The organism is Pseudomonas sp. SMN5, from assembly GCF_052041925.1.
Classification (GTDB): domain Bacteria; phylum Pseudomonadota; class Gammaproteobacteria; order Pseudomonadales; family Pseudomonadaceae; genus Aquipseudomonas.
Genome location: NZ_JBKGGX010000001.1, coordinates 163,418 through 178,806, shown reverse-complemented (window position 1 = coordinate 178,806; position 15,389 = coordinate 163,418). Strand labels below are relative to the sequence as shown.

Below are 15,389 nucleotides of genomic sequence, written 5' to 3'. Positions count from 1 at the left end.
CGATACAATACTAATGGTAGCGATTCTCATTAATATTTTTAAAGATGTACCTGTTTCTCAAAATTCGTCTCGACGATGAACAGTCGCAAGACCGCAACGCCCTGTTTATACTTCGAGCCCTTCTGAACGATAACCGCTCTCAATTCGCGGTCCACGGATGAGTCGATGATTCCCAGCCTTGCCCCGCTGTTCACCGGTCCGCTGACCGACCACGGTGAAAAGCTGCAACTGCGCAGCCATCCTCGAACGGATGTGCCGGCAAGCAGGTTCTTCCAGCCGGGGCATTTCAATGCTTTCGTCGACGAGTTGCAGGCGCGGTACAAGACCGATGAGCGCCTGGCCCTGGTTTCGCTGTGGTCCAAGTGGTACTTCAGCACGTTCCTGGCACCGGTGATGGCGGCCAATCTGCTCCAGCACTGGGACTTGCCATTGACGCTCGCCGACACCGGACTCCAACTGAACGACGATGCCAGGCCACAGGCATTGCACTTGCCTCATGCCGGCCATCCTTTACCTCCCGGCACCGCCTTCGAAAGATTCCATACCCTGATCGAGGAGCATCTGGCGCCCGTCATCGAAACCCTGGTCAGTGCCTCCCGGGCATCGCCCCGGCTGTTCTGGAGCAATGCCGGCAATACTTTCGAGTTCGTCACCAGCCGTATCGACCTGCATCCGCTGGCCAACGCCCACAGCACCGCACCGGCCCGAGAGATCCTGAACGCTCGCCTGCGCCCCGACGGGCGACGCAATCCCTTGTTCGCCCCGGTGCATTACCAGGATATCGGCGAGGACGAGCCGCAGCGCCTCAGGCGCATCTGCTGCATTCGCTACCGCCTTCCCGGCGTCGGCTATTGCAGCAGTTGCCCCCTCGATGAGTGCAAGGAGCAGTCCGTTTGACGGCCCCCTATTTCGCCAGCTGGAAAGGGTTTTCCGCCGTTCGGTCATAGTCCACCAGATGGCCGTAATCGAGACGATAGACCCGGTCGGCCACGTCGAAATAACGGTCATCATGGGTGATCGCAATCACCGTCTTGCCGGCCGCCTTCAGTTCGGGTAGCAGCTCGTTGTAGAACACATGGCGGAACACCGGATCCTGGTCGGCCGCCCACTCGTCGAGCAAGAACACTTCCCGGCCTTCCATCATCAGCAACAACAGCGCCAGGCGCTTGCGCTGTCCTTGGGAGAGCGCCGTGGTCGACAGCCGCCCGGCGGCGAACTGGACTTTATGGGCCAGTCCCAGGCGGTCCAGATAGTGGTCCACCCGAGCCTCGAGCCCGTCATGATCACCCGCCTCGCCCAGCACATCGGCGAACAGGTAGAAGTCGGCGAAAATGGCCGCGAAATGCTCGCGGTGCCACTCGCTGGTGCTGGCATCGAGGACCACGCCATTCAGCGCAACCTTCCCCGAAGTGGGTTCGTAGAGTCCCGTCAGCAGCTTGGCCAGGGTCGATTTACCGCTGCCATTGCCGCCGACGATGAAAATCAACTCCCCGCGACGAATCGACAGGTCGATCGGCCCCAGCTCGAAGGCGAACTCGTCACTCTGTCCTGGATAGCGATAGCGCACGTTCGACAGGCGCAACTCGCCGAAGGGCTCTGCCGCTTGCGCAAGGGTCTTGAACTGCACCGTCTCGCCCAGCGCCAGGGCATCGATGGCCTGCAAGGCGACATGACCACGAATAACCGCAGGAATGGCGTCCAGGATCATCGAGATCGGCGTGCGCAGAAACATGATCGCCAGCACGTAGCCCACCACCACCTGCTGGCTGAGCAACCCAAGCCCCTGACCGAGAAAGAACAGCGTGCCGATGAGCACGAACACCAACAGTGTCGTCCAGTTCAGGTTCACCGCCCACAGCGTGTCGGCACGTACCGACGCATCCAGCGAGGCCCGGGCAATGGGTTCGAGCTTGCGCTCATAGAGCAGGTGCCGGCGTTCCCGGCTCAGACCCAACTCGCAGCGGCCCTGGATGGCGGCCTCGAATTGCTCGGTCAACTGGTCGTCCTGGCGACGTACCGCCTGCATCAAGGCCTTGACCTTGCGCCCGAGCAGCACATCGAGCCCCACCCCCAGTGCAATCACACCGAGAGTCAGGACAAAGAACGGCACGCTCAACCACGCCATGTAGGCAAGCCCGGCCAGCAGCAACAGGCCGTTGTACAGCGAGATCGGCAGTTGCTTGAACGCCGTGGCGACGGTGGTCACGTCCTTGGTCAGCGCGTTGTAGATACGCGGGCTGCCCAGCCGCTCGATGCGTTCGAGTGCAGTGCCCAACACCTTGCCCACCAGCCGCAGGCGCAACTGGTAAACCAGGCGATGCCCGATCTGCACCAGCAACCATTGCGACGTGATACCACTGAGGAACAACAGGATCAGCAAGCCACCGAACAGCAGCAAACCGCGGCCGATATCGTCCAGGCCGTGCTCCAGGCTGCGGTTGATGTAGCCGATCAGGCCGATACTGGTGGCCGCGCTCAAGGCGCTGCTCAGAATCGCCAGCAGAATGCGCCATCGAGCGTCATGCAGCAGTTCTTTCAATAGGATCATGGGGCAGACACCACCTTGGCAGAGGTTTGCAACAGTAAAGGCAGCAGGCTTTCGACCAATCGCGGCTCCCCGAGCATCTCGTGATGACCCACGTCCAGCGTCCACTGGCGAACAGCCTGCCGAGTATACGCTTGCCACGAGGCCAGCAAGTCGGCATGGGCGTTGCCGCGCCAGAGCCATAGCGGTACGTCGACAGTGGGTAAGTCCTGTTCATACAAGCGCGTTTTGATCGCCCGATACTGCGCTAATAGCCTGAGCAAATCCGCATCGGCGGCGTCCCATTGCAGATGCGCACGCACCTGGGCATCGTCGAGCAAGCGGGCAACTCCCTCGGCGTAGTCATGCCCGGCCAACAGGCCCGTCAAACGTTCGCGCAGCGATTCGCCCATGGGCTGGGCATGGCTGCGGCAGTAGAAAGCGAAATCGGCAATCAACTGGCCCGCCTCATCGCCCTCGCCGGCCAGGCTGCGCTGCGCATCGTGATCGAGTACCACCAGCCCTTCGACGTTAAAGCCGTTGGCCTGGAGATGGGGAATCAGCAGCAACGCCAGGCGCGACGCCAGGCTCCAGCCCAGCAGCACCAACGGGCGCTGTTTCAGCTGCACGGGGATGCTCGCCACGTACTGGTGCAGCAACGCGTCCATGTCGCCCTCGCCCCAACCCTTTTCCAGGGCGGCCAGGCCAAACACCGCGACGTTGCTGTCGAGGTTGTCCAGCAGCGGCTGATACGCCTGCAGATGCCCTTGCGCGCCGTGCACCAGCAGCAAGGCCGGCGCATGCCCATCCGCGTCCTGCAAGACTTTCCAAGGGCCGCCGCTGTCATGCTTGCCCAGCCCTTGGACCAGGTCACGCACGGTATGCCGTTCGAACAACAGGTTGGTCGGCAACTCGAGCGACAGGCGCTCGCGGATCAGCGAGACCACTTTGATCGCCGCCAGGGAATGCCCACCGACATTGAAGAAGTGGTCGGTCACGCCCAGTTCGTCAACGCCGAGCACCTCGCACCAGATAGCCAGGATCGCGGTTTCCAGCTCACCGACAGGTGCCACACGGGTACTCCGCAAGCGCTGCCTGGCGCGTTCGAGCAGGCTCTTGCGATCCAGCTTGCCATTGCTGTTCAGTGGCAGCGCCTTGAGCGCAAGGATAGCGCTGGGCAGCATGTAGTCCGGTAGCTGGCGAGCCAGGGCGGCACCCAGATGATCGTTGGTCTGCAACACGACCTCGTCCCTGACCACGAACGCCAGCAAGCGGGCATGGTCGGCTTCACCGTCCAGTAAGACAGCGGCCTGCAATACGCCCGGCTGGGCCAACAGCGCCTGTTCGATTTCCGCCAGCTCCAGGCGGAACCCGCGGATCTTCACCTGCTGATCGTTGCGTCCCAGCACACGCAGCGCACCATCGGCCTGGCACAAGGCAAGGTCGCCGGTGCGATACAGGCGGCTGCCGCTGAGCGGATCGACACCGAAGGCACTGCTGCCGAAACCGCCCACATAACCGCGGCCGACGCTGGCGCCGCTGATGCACAACTCCCCGGCCTGACCAGGTGGCACCGGTCGTTGCTGCTCATCGAGCAGGTGGATACGGTTATCGCCCAAGACTTGATTCAAGGCACTGCCACTCACGCCCTGGTCGATATCGATCGCCCGCCACAAGACCCCCACGGTGGTCTCCGTCGGACCGTAATGGTTGTACAGGCGACAGGCTGGTTTCGCTTGGGCCAGACGACTGAGCAAATGCTCGCTGATCGGCTCTCCGCCCAACACCAGAACCCGGCTTGGAAGAACAGCGCTGGTCGCGTGTTCGCCCATCAGGGCTTCAAGGTGCGAAGGGACAATCTTGAGCACGTCCAACGGGTGACGCTGAAGCTCCTCGGCGAATGCCCGCGCATCCGTCACGGTGGACTGTTCCAGCAGATGCACGCAACCGCCCTGCAACCAGGCCGGAAACAGCACGGTATTGCCGAGGTCCGCCAGCAGCGAGGAGACCAGGCCATAGTGCCCGCCCTCGGGTAACTGCAGCGCGCGGGTCACCTGCGTGACGTAATGGCGCAACTGACCTTGCTCGATCTGCACACCCTTGGGCTTGCCGCTGGTGCCCGAGGTATAGAGTACGTAGGCCAGGTCTTGCGCGGTGCCCTGCACCGGCGTATCGAACACTGGCCCGATGGACGCCTGCGACCAGCACAGCGTATCGACCGAAGTATCGGGCAGCAGCCCTTCCAGGTGCAGCAACAGGGCCGGTCGGGCATCGTCGACAATGCCGGCCAGACGCAGGGGGGGTTGTTGCGGATCGAGGGGCAAATAGGCCGCACCGGCCTTGAAGCAGGCCAGCATCGCGATCAACATCTGCGCCCCACGCGGCAAGTACAGGCCGACCACCTGCTCGCGGCCGACGCCGGCCTGACGCAGGCTGCCGGCCACACGGTCGCTCAGGGCATCTAGCTCGGCATAGGAGAAGATTTGCTCGGCATAGCGTAGCGCCGGCCGATCCGGTTGTGTCCGTGCGTGTTCGCGCACGGTGGCGACGATATCGAGATCCGGCGCCAGCGCGGGACGGGGCGGCACCGCCGACAGTTCCTCGGGCAAGTGGCAATCGAGGCGATGGATGAGTTCGTTGGGCGATTCCATCAATTGCTCGAGCCAATGGCCGAAGCGCTTGAGCAACACTTGCATCTGGTTTTCCCGGTACAGACCCTCATCGTAGGCCAGCACCAGCTCTGCGCGGCCCTGGGCATCGAGCGTCAGCTGCAATTGCAGTTCGACGGGACTGTCGAAGGACAGGACCTGCACATCTTGCAGCGACGCTGCGGACAGGACACGCAGCCCAGCCTGGAAGCTGGCGCGCCAGTCGGGCAATAACTGGGCCTGGCCCACATATTCCTGCCAGGCCACTGCGTTTTCCAGTTGCCGTGCCAATGGCCGCGCCAGGTTGATCCAAGTGCTGTGCTCCGACATCCGCACCGTCATCGGCAGGGTCTGCTCGAACAGCCCGTAGGCACCCGATAGCTCTTCATAGTCATCACGAGGATCGTGCTGCAGACCCAACTGGCCGTCCGGCTGGCCATTGAGCCTGCCCAGCAATGCACCCCAGGCGGCCAGGACCAGTGGCTCGACCGCAAGGTCTTCGCGTTCGGCCAGGGCCTTCAACGCCGCCGGCAGTGCCGGCGCCAGCATCAGCCGGACAATGGCAGAATTGCCGCTGGCGATGCCATAGCGTTCGATCAATCGCATGCCCGGCACGTCCTGCAAGGCCTGGTTGCGCCAGAACTGCACGCCCTGCTCGGCATCTTCATCCAATTGCAGGCCGTTGATCCATTCGACGTATTCGCCGTATTGCATGGGTTCGGCGTCCAACGGCGCGGCGCGCCCCAGCAATTGTTCCTGCAACTGGATCAGGCTGCGCTGATCCAGCGAATACACCGGCACCGCCAAAAGCAGCCAATCGTCGAGCAGCCAGGCCAATACATCGGGCTGCTCCGTCAGGCAATGCCGCTGGGCGTCGCGCAGCCATGTCTGCTCATTGTGCTGTTCATTCGAGCGCCCCTGACGCCAGTCCAGGCGCAGCTCGAACGGCTCGACCACGCGCTGGCGCAAGCCCGTGGCGCCGACCGGGCGCTGATAGCGCAGGCGCAACGCTTGATGCTGCCGGAGACAATCACGCAGGCGTTGCTCGACGTTGCCTTCGGGCACGCCCGTCAGTTGCATCCGAACCCAGCGCCAGGCTTGCGGATTGGCCTGGGCCAGTTGCTTTTGTTGGGGTGAAAGCGTGAGTCCGAGGTCCATCATGATTTCATCCCTGCGTGTGTCTGTTCAGTTTGCGCCGGCGCAGCCATCACCTGGTCACGACCGTAAATCTCCCCCATGGCCACCACGATTTTGCGCTCGCCTTCGAACGGGTCCCGGGCGTGTGCCGCCATCATGTTATCGAGCATGACTACATCCCCCTGCTGCCAATCGAAACGCACGGCACAACGCTCGTAAGCCGTGTTGATCGCCTCGATAGCCTCCGGTTCAAGTTCCGAACCGTCACCGTAGAACACCTGCCGGGGCATCGAGGCTTCACCGTCGCGTAGAAACTGCTCGCGCACATCGGCGTCGAGAAAGGCCGGGTGATAAAGCTGGATCTGGTTGAAGAAACTCTCCTCGCCCGTCAGCGGGTGCAGGATGACCGCCGGGCACACCTGGCGGGTGTGCAGGTCGTTGGCCCCGCGCCACTGGAATTGGATGTTGCTCTCACGGCAGATCCGTTCGACGTCGGCCCGCTCTTCAGTCTGGAAGAAATGCTGCCAGCTGACGTCCAGGCTGGTACTGAAATTACGCACGTACATCAGCTGTTTGCGCCGCAGGTTCGCTTGCAGCCAGGCCGGCAGTTCCCGGTAAACCTGGCGGCTGTCGACAATCGGGGTCGCGCCACCCGACGTGGCCGGGATCTGGCAGTAGAACCATTGCCGACGCGGCCAGCGATGCTGATGGGCACTCTCGTTGTGGAACAGGATCATCCGGTCCTTGGGATAGGGCGTGGATTTGTAGATGTTCTTGCCACCCTCTTCCTTCGGCAGGTCACCGTATTGACCATACAGCTGCGGGCACAGGGCCTGGCAGAACGCTTCGAAAGCCGCCGGCGTCGGCAGATCGAAACCACGGAAGACAATGCCACCGTGTTCGAGCAACCAGTTCTCGACCTTATCGCGGTTGGCTTGCGCCCAGATGGCAGGCGCCAGTTCGCGGTCACGCAGTTGAATCGACAAGGGGAACTTGGAGCCTTCGCGCAGCGGTCGGGCTTCGAAGGGCTCGCGAGTGACAGGCGACCCGCTCTGGCGCATCTTGCCCAATTTGCTCATTTTGCGTTGCAGCGGATTGTCCGTGGACATGACGGCGGCTCCTCCAGGAGTCTTGATCAAGGTATCGATTGGGTTGTCGGGCGCACCGAGGGCCATGTCCAGCAGCGATTGGAAGGCATCGCGCAGGCGTTCGACCGTGGCCTGGCGAAACAGGCTGGTGCGATATACCCAGCGCAGGTTGATCGTGTCGCCGTCTTCGCTGGCGAACAGGGCCATGTCGAACTTGGAATGGTGCTGCTCGCCCGTCAGCGGCTCGACCTGCAAATGGCCGAGCTGGCGTTGTTGGCGCGGCGTGTTGTCGAGCACGAACAAGGTCTGCAACAGCGGATGGACATTCGCCACCCGTGGCAGCTCCAGGCATTCGACGACACGCTCGAACGGCGTGTCCTGCCAGCCGAACGCTTGCAGGCACACCTCCCGGACCTGCTGCGCTTGTTCGCGGAAACTCAGCTCCGGTTGCAGGCGGATGCGCAAGGCCAGCAGATTGACGAAGAAGCCGATCAGCGATTCGGTGGCAGGATGCTCGCGGTTGGCGACGTCCGTCCCGATGACCAGGTCGCGCCCTTGGGTTTCGCGCTGCAACACGGCGGCATAGCACGTCAGCAGCAGCATGAACGGTGACGTTGCGCTCTCTTGCGCAAACGCCTTCACCCGACCCACCGTGGCCGCCGACAACTGGAAGTCCAGCGCCGCCCCGGTGCCGCTGTCGCGCTCCGGGCGTGGGAAATCGAACGGCAGCGGCACTTGCGCAGGAATGCCAGCCAGGGCCTGTCGCCAGAACGCCAGTCCTTCACGCTGACGCCGCTGTACCTCTGGCGAACCTTGCCATACCGCGTAGTCCACGTATTGGATCGCCAGTTCATCCTGCGGCGGCAGCACACCTGTGCTGTAGGCCTCATAACCCTGGATCAGCTCATCGACCAGCACGGCGCCGGACCAGCCGTCCGAAGCAATGTGGTGCATGACCAGTTGCAGCACATGATCCTGCTCGCCGAGGCGGTACAGGACCGCCCGCAGCGGTGCCTCGCGGGAGAGGTCGAACGGTCGCAGCGCAACATCGCGAGCATCGACCGGCCACTGTGCCGCGCTCGACACGATCACTTGCAACGTTACCGACAGCTGTTCGTGGATCCGCTGGTACAACTCACCGCCACGCTGGTGATACGTGGTGCGCAAGATCCCATGGCGTTCCACCAACCGATGCAATGCACGCTCCAGGGCGTGGCAGTCCAGTGGTCCGTGCAAGCGCACGTTGCTGCTCATGTTGAAGCTGCTGTCAGCCAGGTCCAGCTGCTGCATCAACCAGACCCGTTGTTGCGCCGAGGACAACGGTTGATCCATCTGTCGGTCGACGCGGCGGATCTGCAACGAAGCCAGGTCCAGGCGAGGCGCAAGGCCCTCGATACGCTGTGCCAGGTCCGCCAGTACAGGCGTTTCGAACAGCCAGCGCAAGGGCACTTCAAGGCCTTGCTCACGCAAACGCGCACGCACTTGGGCCGCCATCAGCGAATGCCCGCCCAACTGGAAAAAATGCCCATCGGCAGGGATCTGCGGTTGGTTCAAAACCGCTCCCCAGACCTCGGCCAGTAATGTTTCGCTGGCCGTCAGCGCGCGCTGGATGACGCCTGCACCGCTGACCTCCAATCGGACCCGTGGCAGTTGTTTGCGATCCACCTTGCCGTTGGTATTGAGGGGCAGTTGTTCCAGCGCCTGCAAATGCGTCGGCAACATGTACGCCGGCAAACGGGCCTGCAAATAGTTGCGGATCGCGGTGTCGTCCGGTGGGTTAGCGGTACTGGCGACCCAGAAAGCGGCCAGATGCTCGCCTTGCACGGCCACGACCGCCTGCACTACATCGGGATGACTGAGGAGCACGGCCTCGATCTCCCCCAGCTCGATGCGATAACCGCGCAATTTGATCTGGTCATCGGTGCGACCCAGGTAATACAGCTGCCCATCGGGCTGCCAGCGCGCCAGATCACCGGTGCGGTACAACCGCCCGCCCTCGCGGCTGAACGGATCGGCAATGAAACGCTCGGCGGTCAACCCCGGTTGCCCGGCATAACCACGGGCCAGGCCGTCACCGGCGATATAAAGCTCACCCACACAACCGGGCGGCACTTCGCACAGGTGCTCATCCAGGACGTAGCAACGGGTGTTGAGCAACGGCCGGCCAATCGGGGCAACGGGCGATTGCAGGGCATCGATGGGCGTCTGGGTCGACCACACGGTGGTTTCCGTCGGGCCGTAGACGTTGACGAGATGGGCCACGCATTGCCTGAGTTCGGCTGCCATCTCAGCCGCCAATGCCTCACCACCGGCCAGGGCCACACGCCCGGCCAGTACCTGGCGATCGCCTTGCAACAGCATCGCCCAGGTGGCCGGTGTGGCCTGGATGAGATCCACGGCCTGGTCCTGGATCAGGTTTGCGAGCAACACGGGGTCCTGCCGCTCTTCATCATCGGCCAGCACCACCGTGCCGCCGCGCACCAGCGGCAGGCACAGCTCCAGACCGCAAATGTCGAAGGTCACGGTGGTCAGGGCCAGGTAGCGCTGCACATTATCCAGCGGCAGCGCCTGCTCCATGGCCAGCAGGAAGTTGGCGAAGCTGCCTCGACTGATCTGCACGCCCTTGGGTTGTCCGGTCGAGCCCGAGGTGTAGAGGGTATAAGCCAATTGCTCGAGGGTTGTCGCCAGGCCCGGGGATTTTGTGTAGGTGGGCGTCGAAAATTGTGACAACGGCAGGTCTGCCCACAGGCAGCTGCGCAAGTGCCCGGGCAAGTCTGCGGACAGCGTGTCGCAGAGCAGCAATTGCGGCCGCGCCCGAGTGAGAATCTGTGCCTGCCGTGCCGCTGGATGAGCGGGGTCGAGCGGCAGGTAGCTTGCGCCGGCCTTCTGGATGCCCAACAGGCACACCAGTAACCTTTCGTCTCGCGGCAGGCAGAAAGCGACCGTCGACTCCTGCCCGATGCCCTGCGCCAGCAACCAGTGAGCCAGGCGATTGGCTTGGGCATCCAGCGCCGCGTAGCTCACGCGGCGCCCGGCGCAGCACACCGCGATACGCTCAGGGTGAACGGCAGCCTGCACTTCAAAGCGCGTGACAAAATCCGCTTCGCCATCCAGATGCGCGGACGTGCCTGCGGTGGCCAGGGTTGCGACTGAGCCCAAAGGCACTTCCAGCAAGGGCTGCGCAAGATCGAGGCTGGCCAGGCTGGTGAGCAGGCCCTGGTAATCCTCCGCCAGTCGTTGGCTGGTGCCGGGGCGCACCAGGGCGGTCGCGTACTCGACAATCAAACCGGTGCGCGCATCGGCTCCACGGCCTCGGCTAAACACATTGAACGTCAGGTCGAACTTGGCGCTTACCACACCGTCCGGCAGCGCCAGCGGCTCCACTTGGATGCCCGGCAGGCTGAGGCTGCGCGCATCACGGTGGTCAGCCTGATAGTTGAACATCGCCTGGAACACCGGCGTGCGGTCCAGGCTACGCTCGACGTTCAGCATGTCCAGCAATTGCTCGAACGGCAGCGCCTGATGGGCCAGATCACTGGCCAACCGCCCGTTCAGGTCGTGGATAAAGGATTGCAGGCTTTGCCGGGCATCGATCTGCACCCGGTGCGCCAGCGTGTTGACGAACAAGCCGACCAGTGCCTGGCTCTCAGCCGATTCGCGCCCGGCCACAGGCAAGCCAAGGGCAAAATCAGTGCGCCCGGCATGACGCCAAAGCAGCAGTTGGTAAGCGGCGAAATACAGCACGAACGGCGTGACACCCATTGCTCTGGCCCGGGCATCGATAGCCGCACTCAACGAGCAGGGGAAGGCAAATTCGGCGCGGGCACCGGAGTAGGCCTGCGTTGTGGGGCGGGCGCAGTGGTCCGGCAACTCCAGCGGCTCGTTGCCCAGACCTTGCAAGCGTTGTTGCCAATACGCCAGCAGCTGACTGCCCTGCTCTCCTTCCAGAGCTCGCCGCTGTGCTTCGATCAATGGCAGTAATCCGATGGTGGCGGGCGTGTCCTGGTTCTGGTCTTGGTTCTGATCCTGGTACAGCCGCGCAAAATCCTCGACCAGCAGGCCCATGGACCAGCCGTCCACGGCAATGTGGTGCACATTGAAGAGCAAGCGGTAATCACCCGGTGCCACACAGAACAGGTCGATTGCCAGCAACGGTCCCTGTCCCAGGTCGAAAACCCGCTTGGCGGCACCGGCGATGGTTGCTACCTGCTGCGACTCATCCTGGTCCTTGAGGTCATGCACATTGAAAATGGCAGAGGCCGTCTCATCCAGGCGCTGCCAGACTTGCCCGTGCGCTTCGAAGAACCTGCAACGCAGAGCCTCATGGCGCGAGACCAGGGCCTGGCAAGCGCGTTGCAGACGAGGCACATCCAGCTCACCGCGCAAGGCCAGCAACTGCGTAACGTTGTAGGCCGTCGCGGTCGGATCGAGTTGTTGCATGAACCACACCCGCTGCTGGGCATGGGACAGGGCACGCGACGGCTCCGTGGTTTCGATCTCCTGCTTCGGTGCAACGGTCGGCGAGGCTGCGCCAGCCAGTACCCCGGCCAGTTGCCGGGCGGTCGGATTTTCCAGCAACTGCCGGGGCATCAGGCGCAGCTCGGCCTGACGCAGGCGCGCGATCAATTGCAGGCTGAGGATCGAATCCCCGCCCTCGGCAAAGAAGTCCGCGTCCGGCCCCAGGCCAGGGTGTTCGAGCAACTCGCGAAAGGCCGTGAGAACGGTCAGCAACACCGGATCCTGCCGACCCTCGATGCACAGGGCCATGGCCGCCAGGGTGGGGTGTTGCAGGACGTCGCGCGGTTGCAGCTTGAGCCCTTCACGCGAAGCCAGGCCGATCAATTGCAAACTCAGGATCGAATCGCCGCCCAGGGCAAAGAAATCATCCTCGCGCCCGACGTGCGTGCAGCCGAGGACTTGACACCACAACTGCGCCAGGCGCTGTTCCGTGGCACCGCTGGGTGGCCGAGCGGCGGTATCGGCGGACGCCTGCTCGGCCGGCTCCGGCAAGGCACGTCTATCGAGCTTGCCATTGGCCGTCAGCGGCAACGCCTCCAGCACGCACCAATGACCGGGCACCATGTGTTCAGGCAATTGACGCTTGGCCTCGGCTTGCAGGCTCGCCAAGGCGTCGGTGGCCAGGGCCGGACTGAGGTACGCCACCAGTTGCGTGCGCCCTTTGACCTCGCATGCTAGCACCACCCCTTCGCGAACATGCGGTTGAGCCTTGAGCCAGGCGCTGACTTCGCCCGGCTCCACGCGGAAACCACGGATCTTGACCTGATCGTCCCCACGCCCGAGGAACACCAGGTTTCCATTGCGATCCAGGCGAACCCGGTCACCACTGCGATAGAAGCGTTGGCCTTGGGCGGTGGAGCCGAATAACTGGGCGCTCAGTTCAGGTTGGCCGAGGTACCCCTGGGCCACCTGAGGACCACCGATCAGCAATTCGCCGGCGACGCCCAGCGGCACCGATACATCGTTGCCGTCGACGATGCGCAGTTGGCAGTCCGATAACGGCTGGCCCAAGGGCAGGTACGGACCTGGGTCCGGCGAATCGAGCGAGCGGATTTCTCCGCAGATCACACCCACCGTGGTTTCCGACGGTCCGTAGTGGTTGAAGATACGCAGTTGCGGGGCCAGTTCGCGCACCCGTGCGAACAAGGTGTGATCGAAACCCTCACCGCCCAGGATCAACACATCCCTGGGCAACACACGTCGGGCATCGTCCAGCGCCAGCAGACCGCGCAAGTGCGAAGGCGCGATCTTCAGGCAATCCACCGGTTGCTCGTCAAGAAAGTCAGCCCAGCCGGGCGGATCGAAGGTCAACGAGGCCGGCGGCAGGATCAACGGATCACCGGCATTCAGCGCAGCGAACACGCACGTCAGCCCGAGGTCCGCCGCCACGGTCGCCAATGTCGCCCAGCGGCTGCCCGGCTTCGCTTGCAAGCGTTGACCGACCGCGCTGGCGTAATGCGCCAGGTTGCCGTGGGTGACCAGCACGCCTTTGGGCTGGCCGGTCGAACCGGAGGTATAAATCAGATAGGCCGGCAAGTGCGGCTGGCTGAGGCTCTCGCCCAGGTCCTCGCTGGCCTCGGCACGCAAGTCAGCGGCACCAAGCACCAGACGAGCCATCTGAATGCCGGTTTCCGGGGCCTCGGCCAAAGTCACCCAAAGGCTTGCGGCACTGTCCTGCAATAACTGCGCGAGTCGCTGCGGCGGTTGTGCCGGGTCGAGAAACAGGCAGACCGCGCCTCGTTGCCAGCACGCCAGCGTCGCCAGCAGTTGTTCCGCGCAACGCGGCATGCACAGCGCAACCACCTGCCCCGGACCCACGCCCTGCCCGGCCAGTCGCGAGGCCAACGCACGGCTCGCGGCACCGAGCGTGGCGTAGTCGATGGTTTCGTTGGCGCTGCACAGCGCCGCCGCGGTCGGCGTATGCGCGGCCCAATGCAGCACCTGCCGGTCCAGCGGTAAGGGCATCACGCCCAACGCCGGGCCACACAGTTCACTTGGCGGCGAAACCAGCGGGAACTCGGCCAGGCGGCGCTGGGGATGACTCGCCGCCTCTTCGAAAATCGCCAACAAGTCGTCGAGCATCTGCTCGACCGTCGCCGCGTCGAACAATTCGTCGCTGTATTCCAACTCGCAGCGCAAGCCCGCGTCAGCGGTGCGCACCAGGCGCAGCGTGAGGTCGAAGCGTGCATGACGCTGCGGCGGATCAAGGACTTCAACCGCGACACCCGGCAATGTCAGGGTGCGGCTTTCAGGCAAGTCCACCTGAACGAACATGACCTGGAACAGCGGACTCGAGCGCGGGCGCTCAAGGTTCTCGAGCACTTTTTCAAAAGGCAGCTGCTGATGATCGAAAGCCGCTGCGACGGTGTCACGGGTGCGCAGCAGCGCGGTGGTGAAGTCCGGGTTGTCGTGCAGGCGCTGACGGATCACCAGGGTATTGAGCAAAGGCCCGATCAGCGGTACCAACTCCGGACGGTCACGGTGCGCGACCGAGGTGCCCAGGCACAGGTCGCTCTCGCCACTGTAGCGCGACAGCAGGCAGCTGAAAGCCGTCAGGCCATAGATGTACAGCGTCACCCCATGACTGCGGATAGCCGCTTCGACCGCCGTCGTCAGCTGCGCAGACAGCGTGCGAGCCAGCACCGCGCCGCTGTGGCGACGTTGCGCGGGCGCCGGGCGTGGCCGATCCAGGGGCAACGCCAATGGTGCGGGCGCATCGCCCAACTGTGCACGCCAGAAATCGATGTGCTGGCGGCAGCTTTCGCTGTCCAGCCATTCCTGTTCCCAAGCGGCGTAGTCGGCGTACTGGATGCTCAGTTCAGGCTGCCGGGCCGGCTCATCCACTGCCAGCGCCCGGTACGCCTCGGCCAGTTCCAGGGTCAGTTGCTGGGCCGACCAGGCGTCGTAGGCCACATGGTGGATGGTGAAGAACAACCAGGTCGACCGCTCCTGCGCATCGCTGAACGCTTGCCAGCGCCAAGGTGCCGACTGGCTGAGGTCAAAGGGCTCGGCCAGTTGCCGGGCGTACTCATCGGCGCACCACTGCTCGTACTCGCCGGCAGCCAGGCTCAGTGGCTCGACGTCTGGCAGAGTGACTGTTTGCGGCTCGCACTGGGACTGCAATTGTCCGTCCGAGTCGGTCGTATAACGGGTGCGCAGTATCTGGTGACGGTCGGTCAACTGTTGCATGGCCTGTTGCAAGCGCTCGCCATCGAGGCGACCGTCGAAACGCAGCACCGAGCACAGATTGTAAAGCGCCCGGCTGCTCAGGGCCTCCGCCGACAAGAAACGCCGCTGCGCCTGAGCCAGCGGCAAGCGCCCCGCTTCAGCGAGCACGGCGGGTACGATCGGCAGGCGCCAGCTATCGATGCCCTTCTCGGCCAGGCGCTGGCGAAAAATTTTCTTCTTGTCCGCAGGCAAGGAAGCCAGTCGCTGCGCAATCTCCAGGAACGCTTGTTGCGTCATCGCACTCAT

Annotated in this window: 4 protein-coding genes; 1 reads left to right on the top strand and 3 read right to left on the bottom strand. The window is 63.5% G+C overall.

Annotated elements, in window-relative coordinates:
- The first annotated feature begins 165 nt into the window (after window positions 1-165).
- Window positions 166-897 carry a siderophore-iron reductase FhuF gene (gene fhuF / locus ACLEJR_RS00705; protein WP_440811423.1) on the top strand — a complete coding sequence of 244 codons (732 nt, stop codon included), beginning with the start codon at window positions 166-168 and terminating at the stop codon, window positions 895-897.
- 7 nt (window positions 898-904) lie between these two features.
- On the opposite strand, the gene ACLEJR_RS00700 is transcribed toward fhuF, so the two are convergent.
- From ACLEJR_RS00700 to ACLEJR_RS00690, 3 genes are read right to left on the bottom strand one after another with little or no spacing between them, the layout of a single operon-like run.
- On the bottom strand, window positions 905-2,548 hold the full coding sequence (locus ACLEJR_RS00700) for a cyclic peptide export ABC transporter (RefSeq protein ID WP_440811420.1): 1,644 nt from the start codon (window positions 2,546-2,548) through the stop codon (window positions 905-907).
- Complete coding sequence (locus tag ACLEJR_RS00695) at window positions 2,545-6,333, bottom strand: non-ribosomal peptide synthetase (RefSeq protein ID WP_440811418.1); 3,789 nt, start codon at window positions 6,331-6,333, stop codon at window positions 2,545-2,547. Before ACLEJR_RS00695 ends, ACLEJR_RS00700 begins: the two co-directional genes overlap by 4 nt.
- Window positions 6,330-15,389, bottom strand: coding sequence for an amino acid adenylation domain-containing protein (locus ACLEJR_RS00690; RefSeq protein ID WP_440811416.1), 9,060 nt, complete (start codon window positions 15,387-15,389; stop codon window positions 6,330-6,332). The genes ACLEJR_RS00695 and ACLEJR_RS00690 overlap by 4 nt, the downstream gene beginning before the upstream one ends.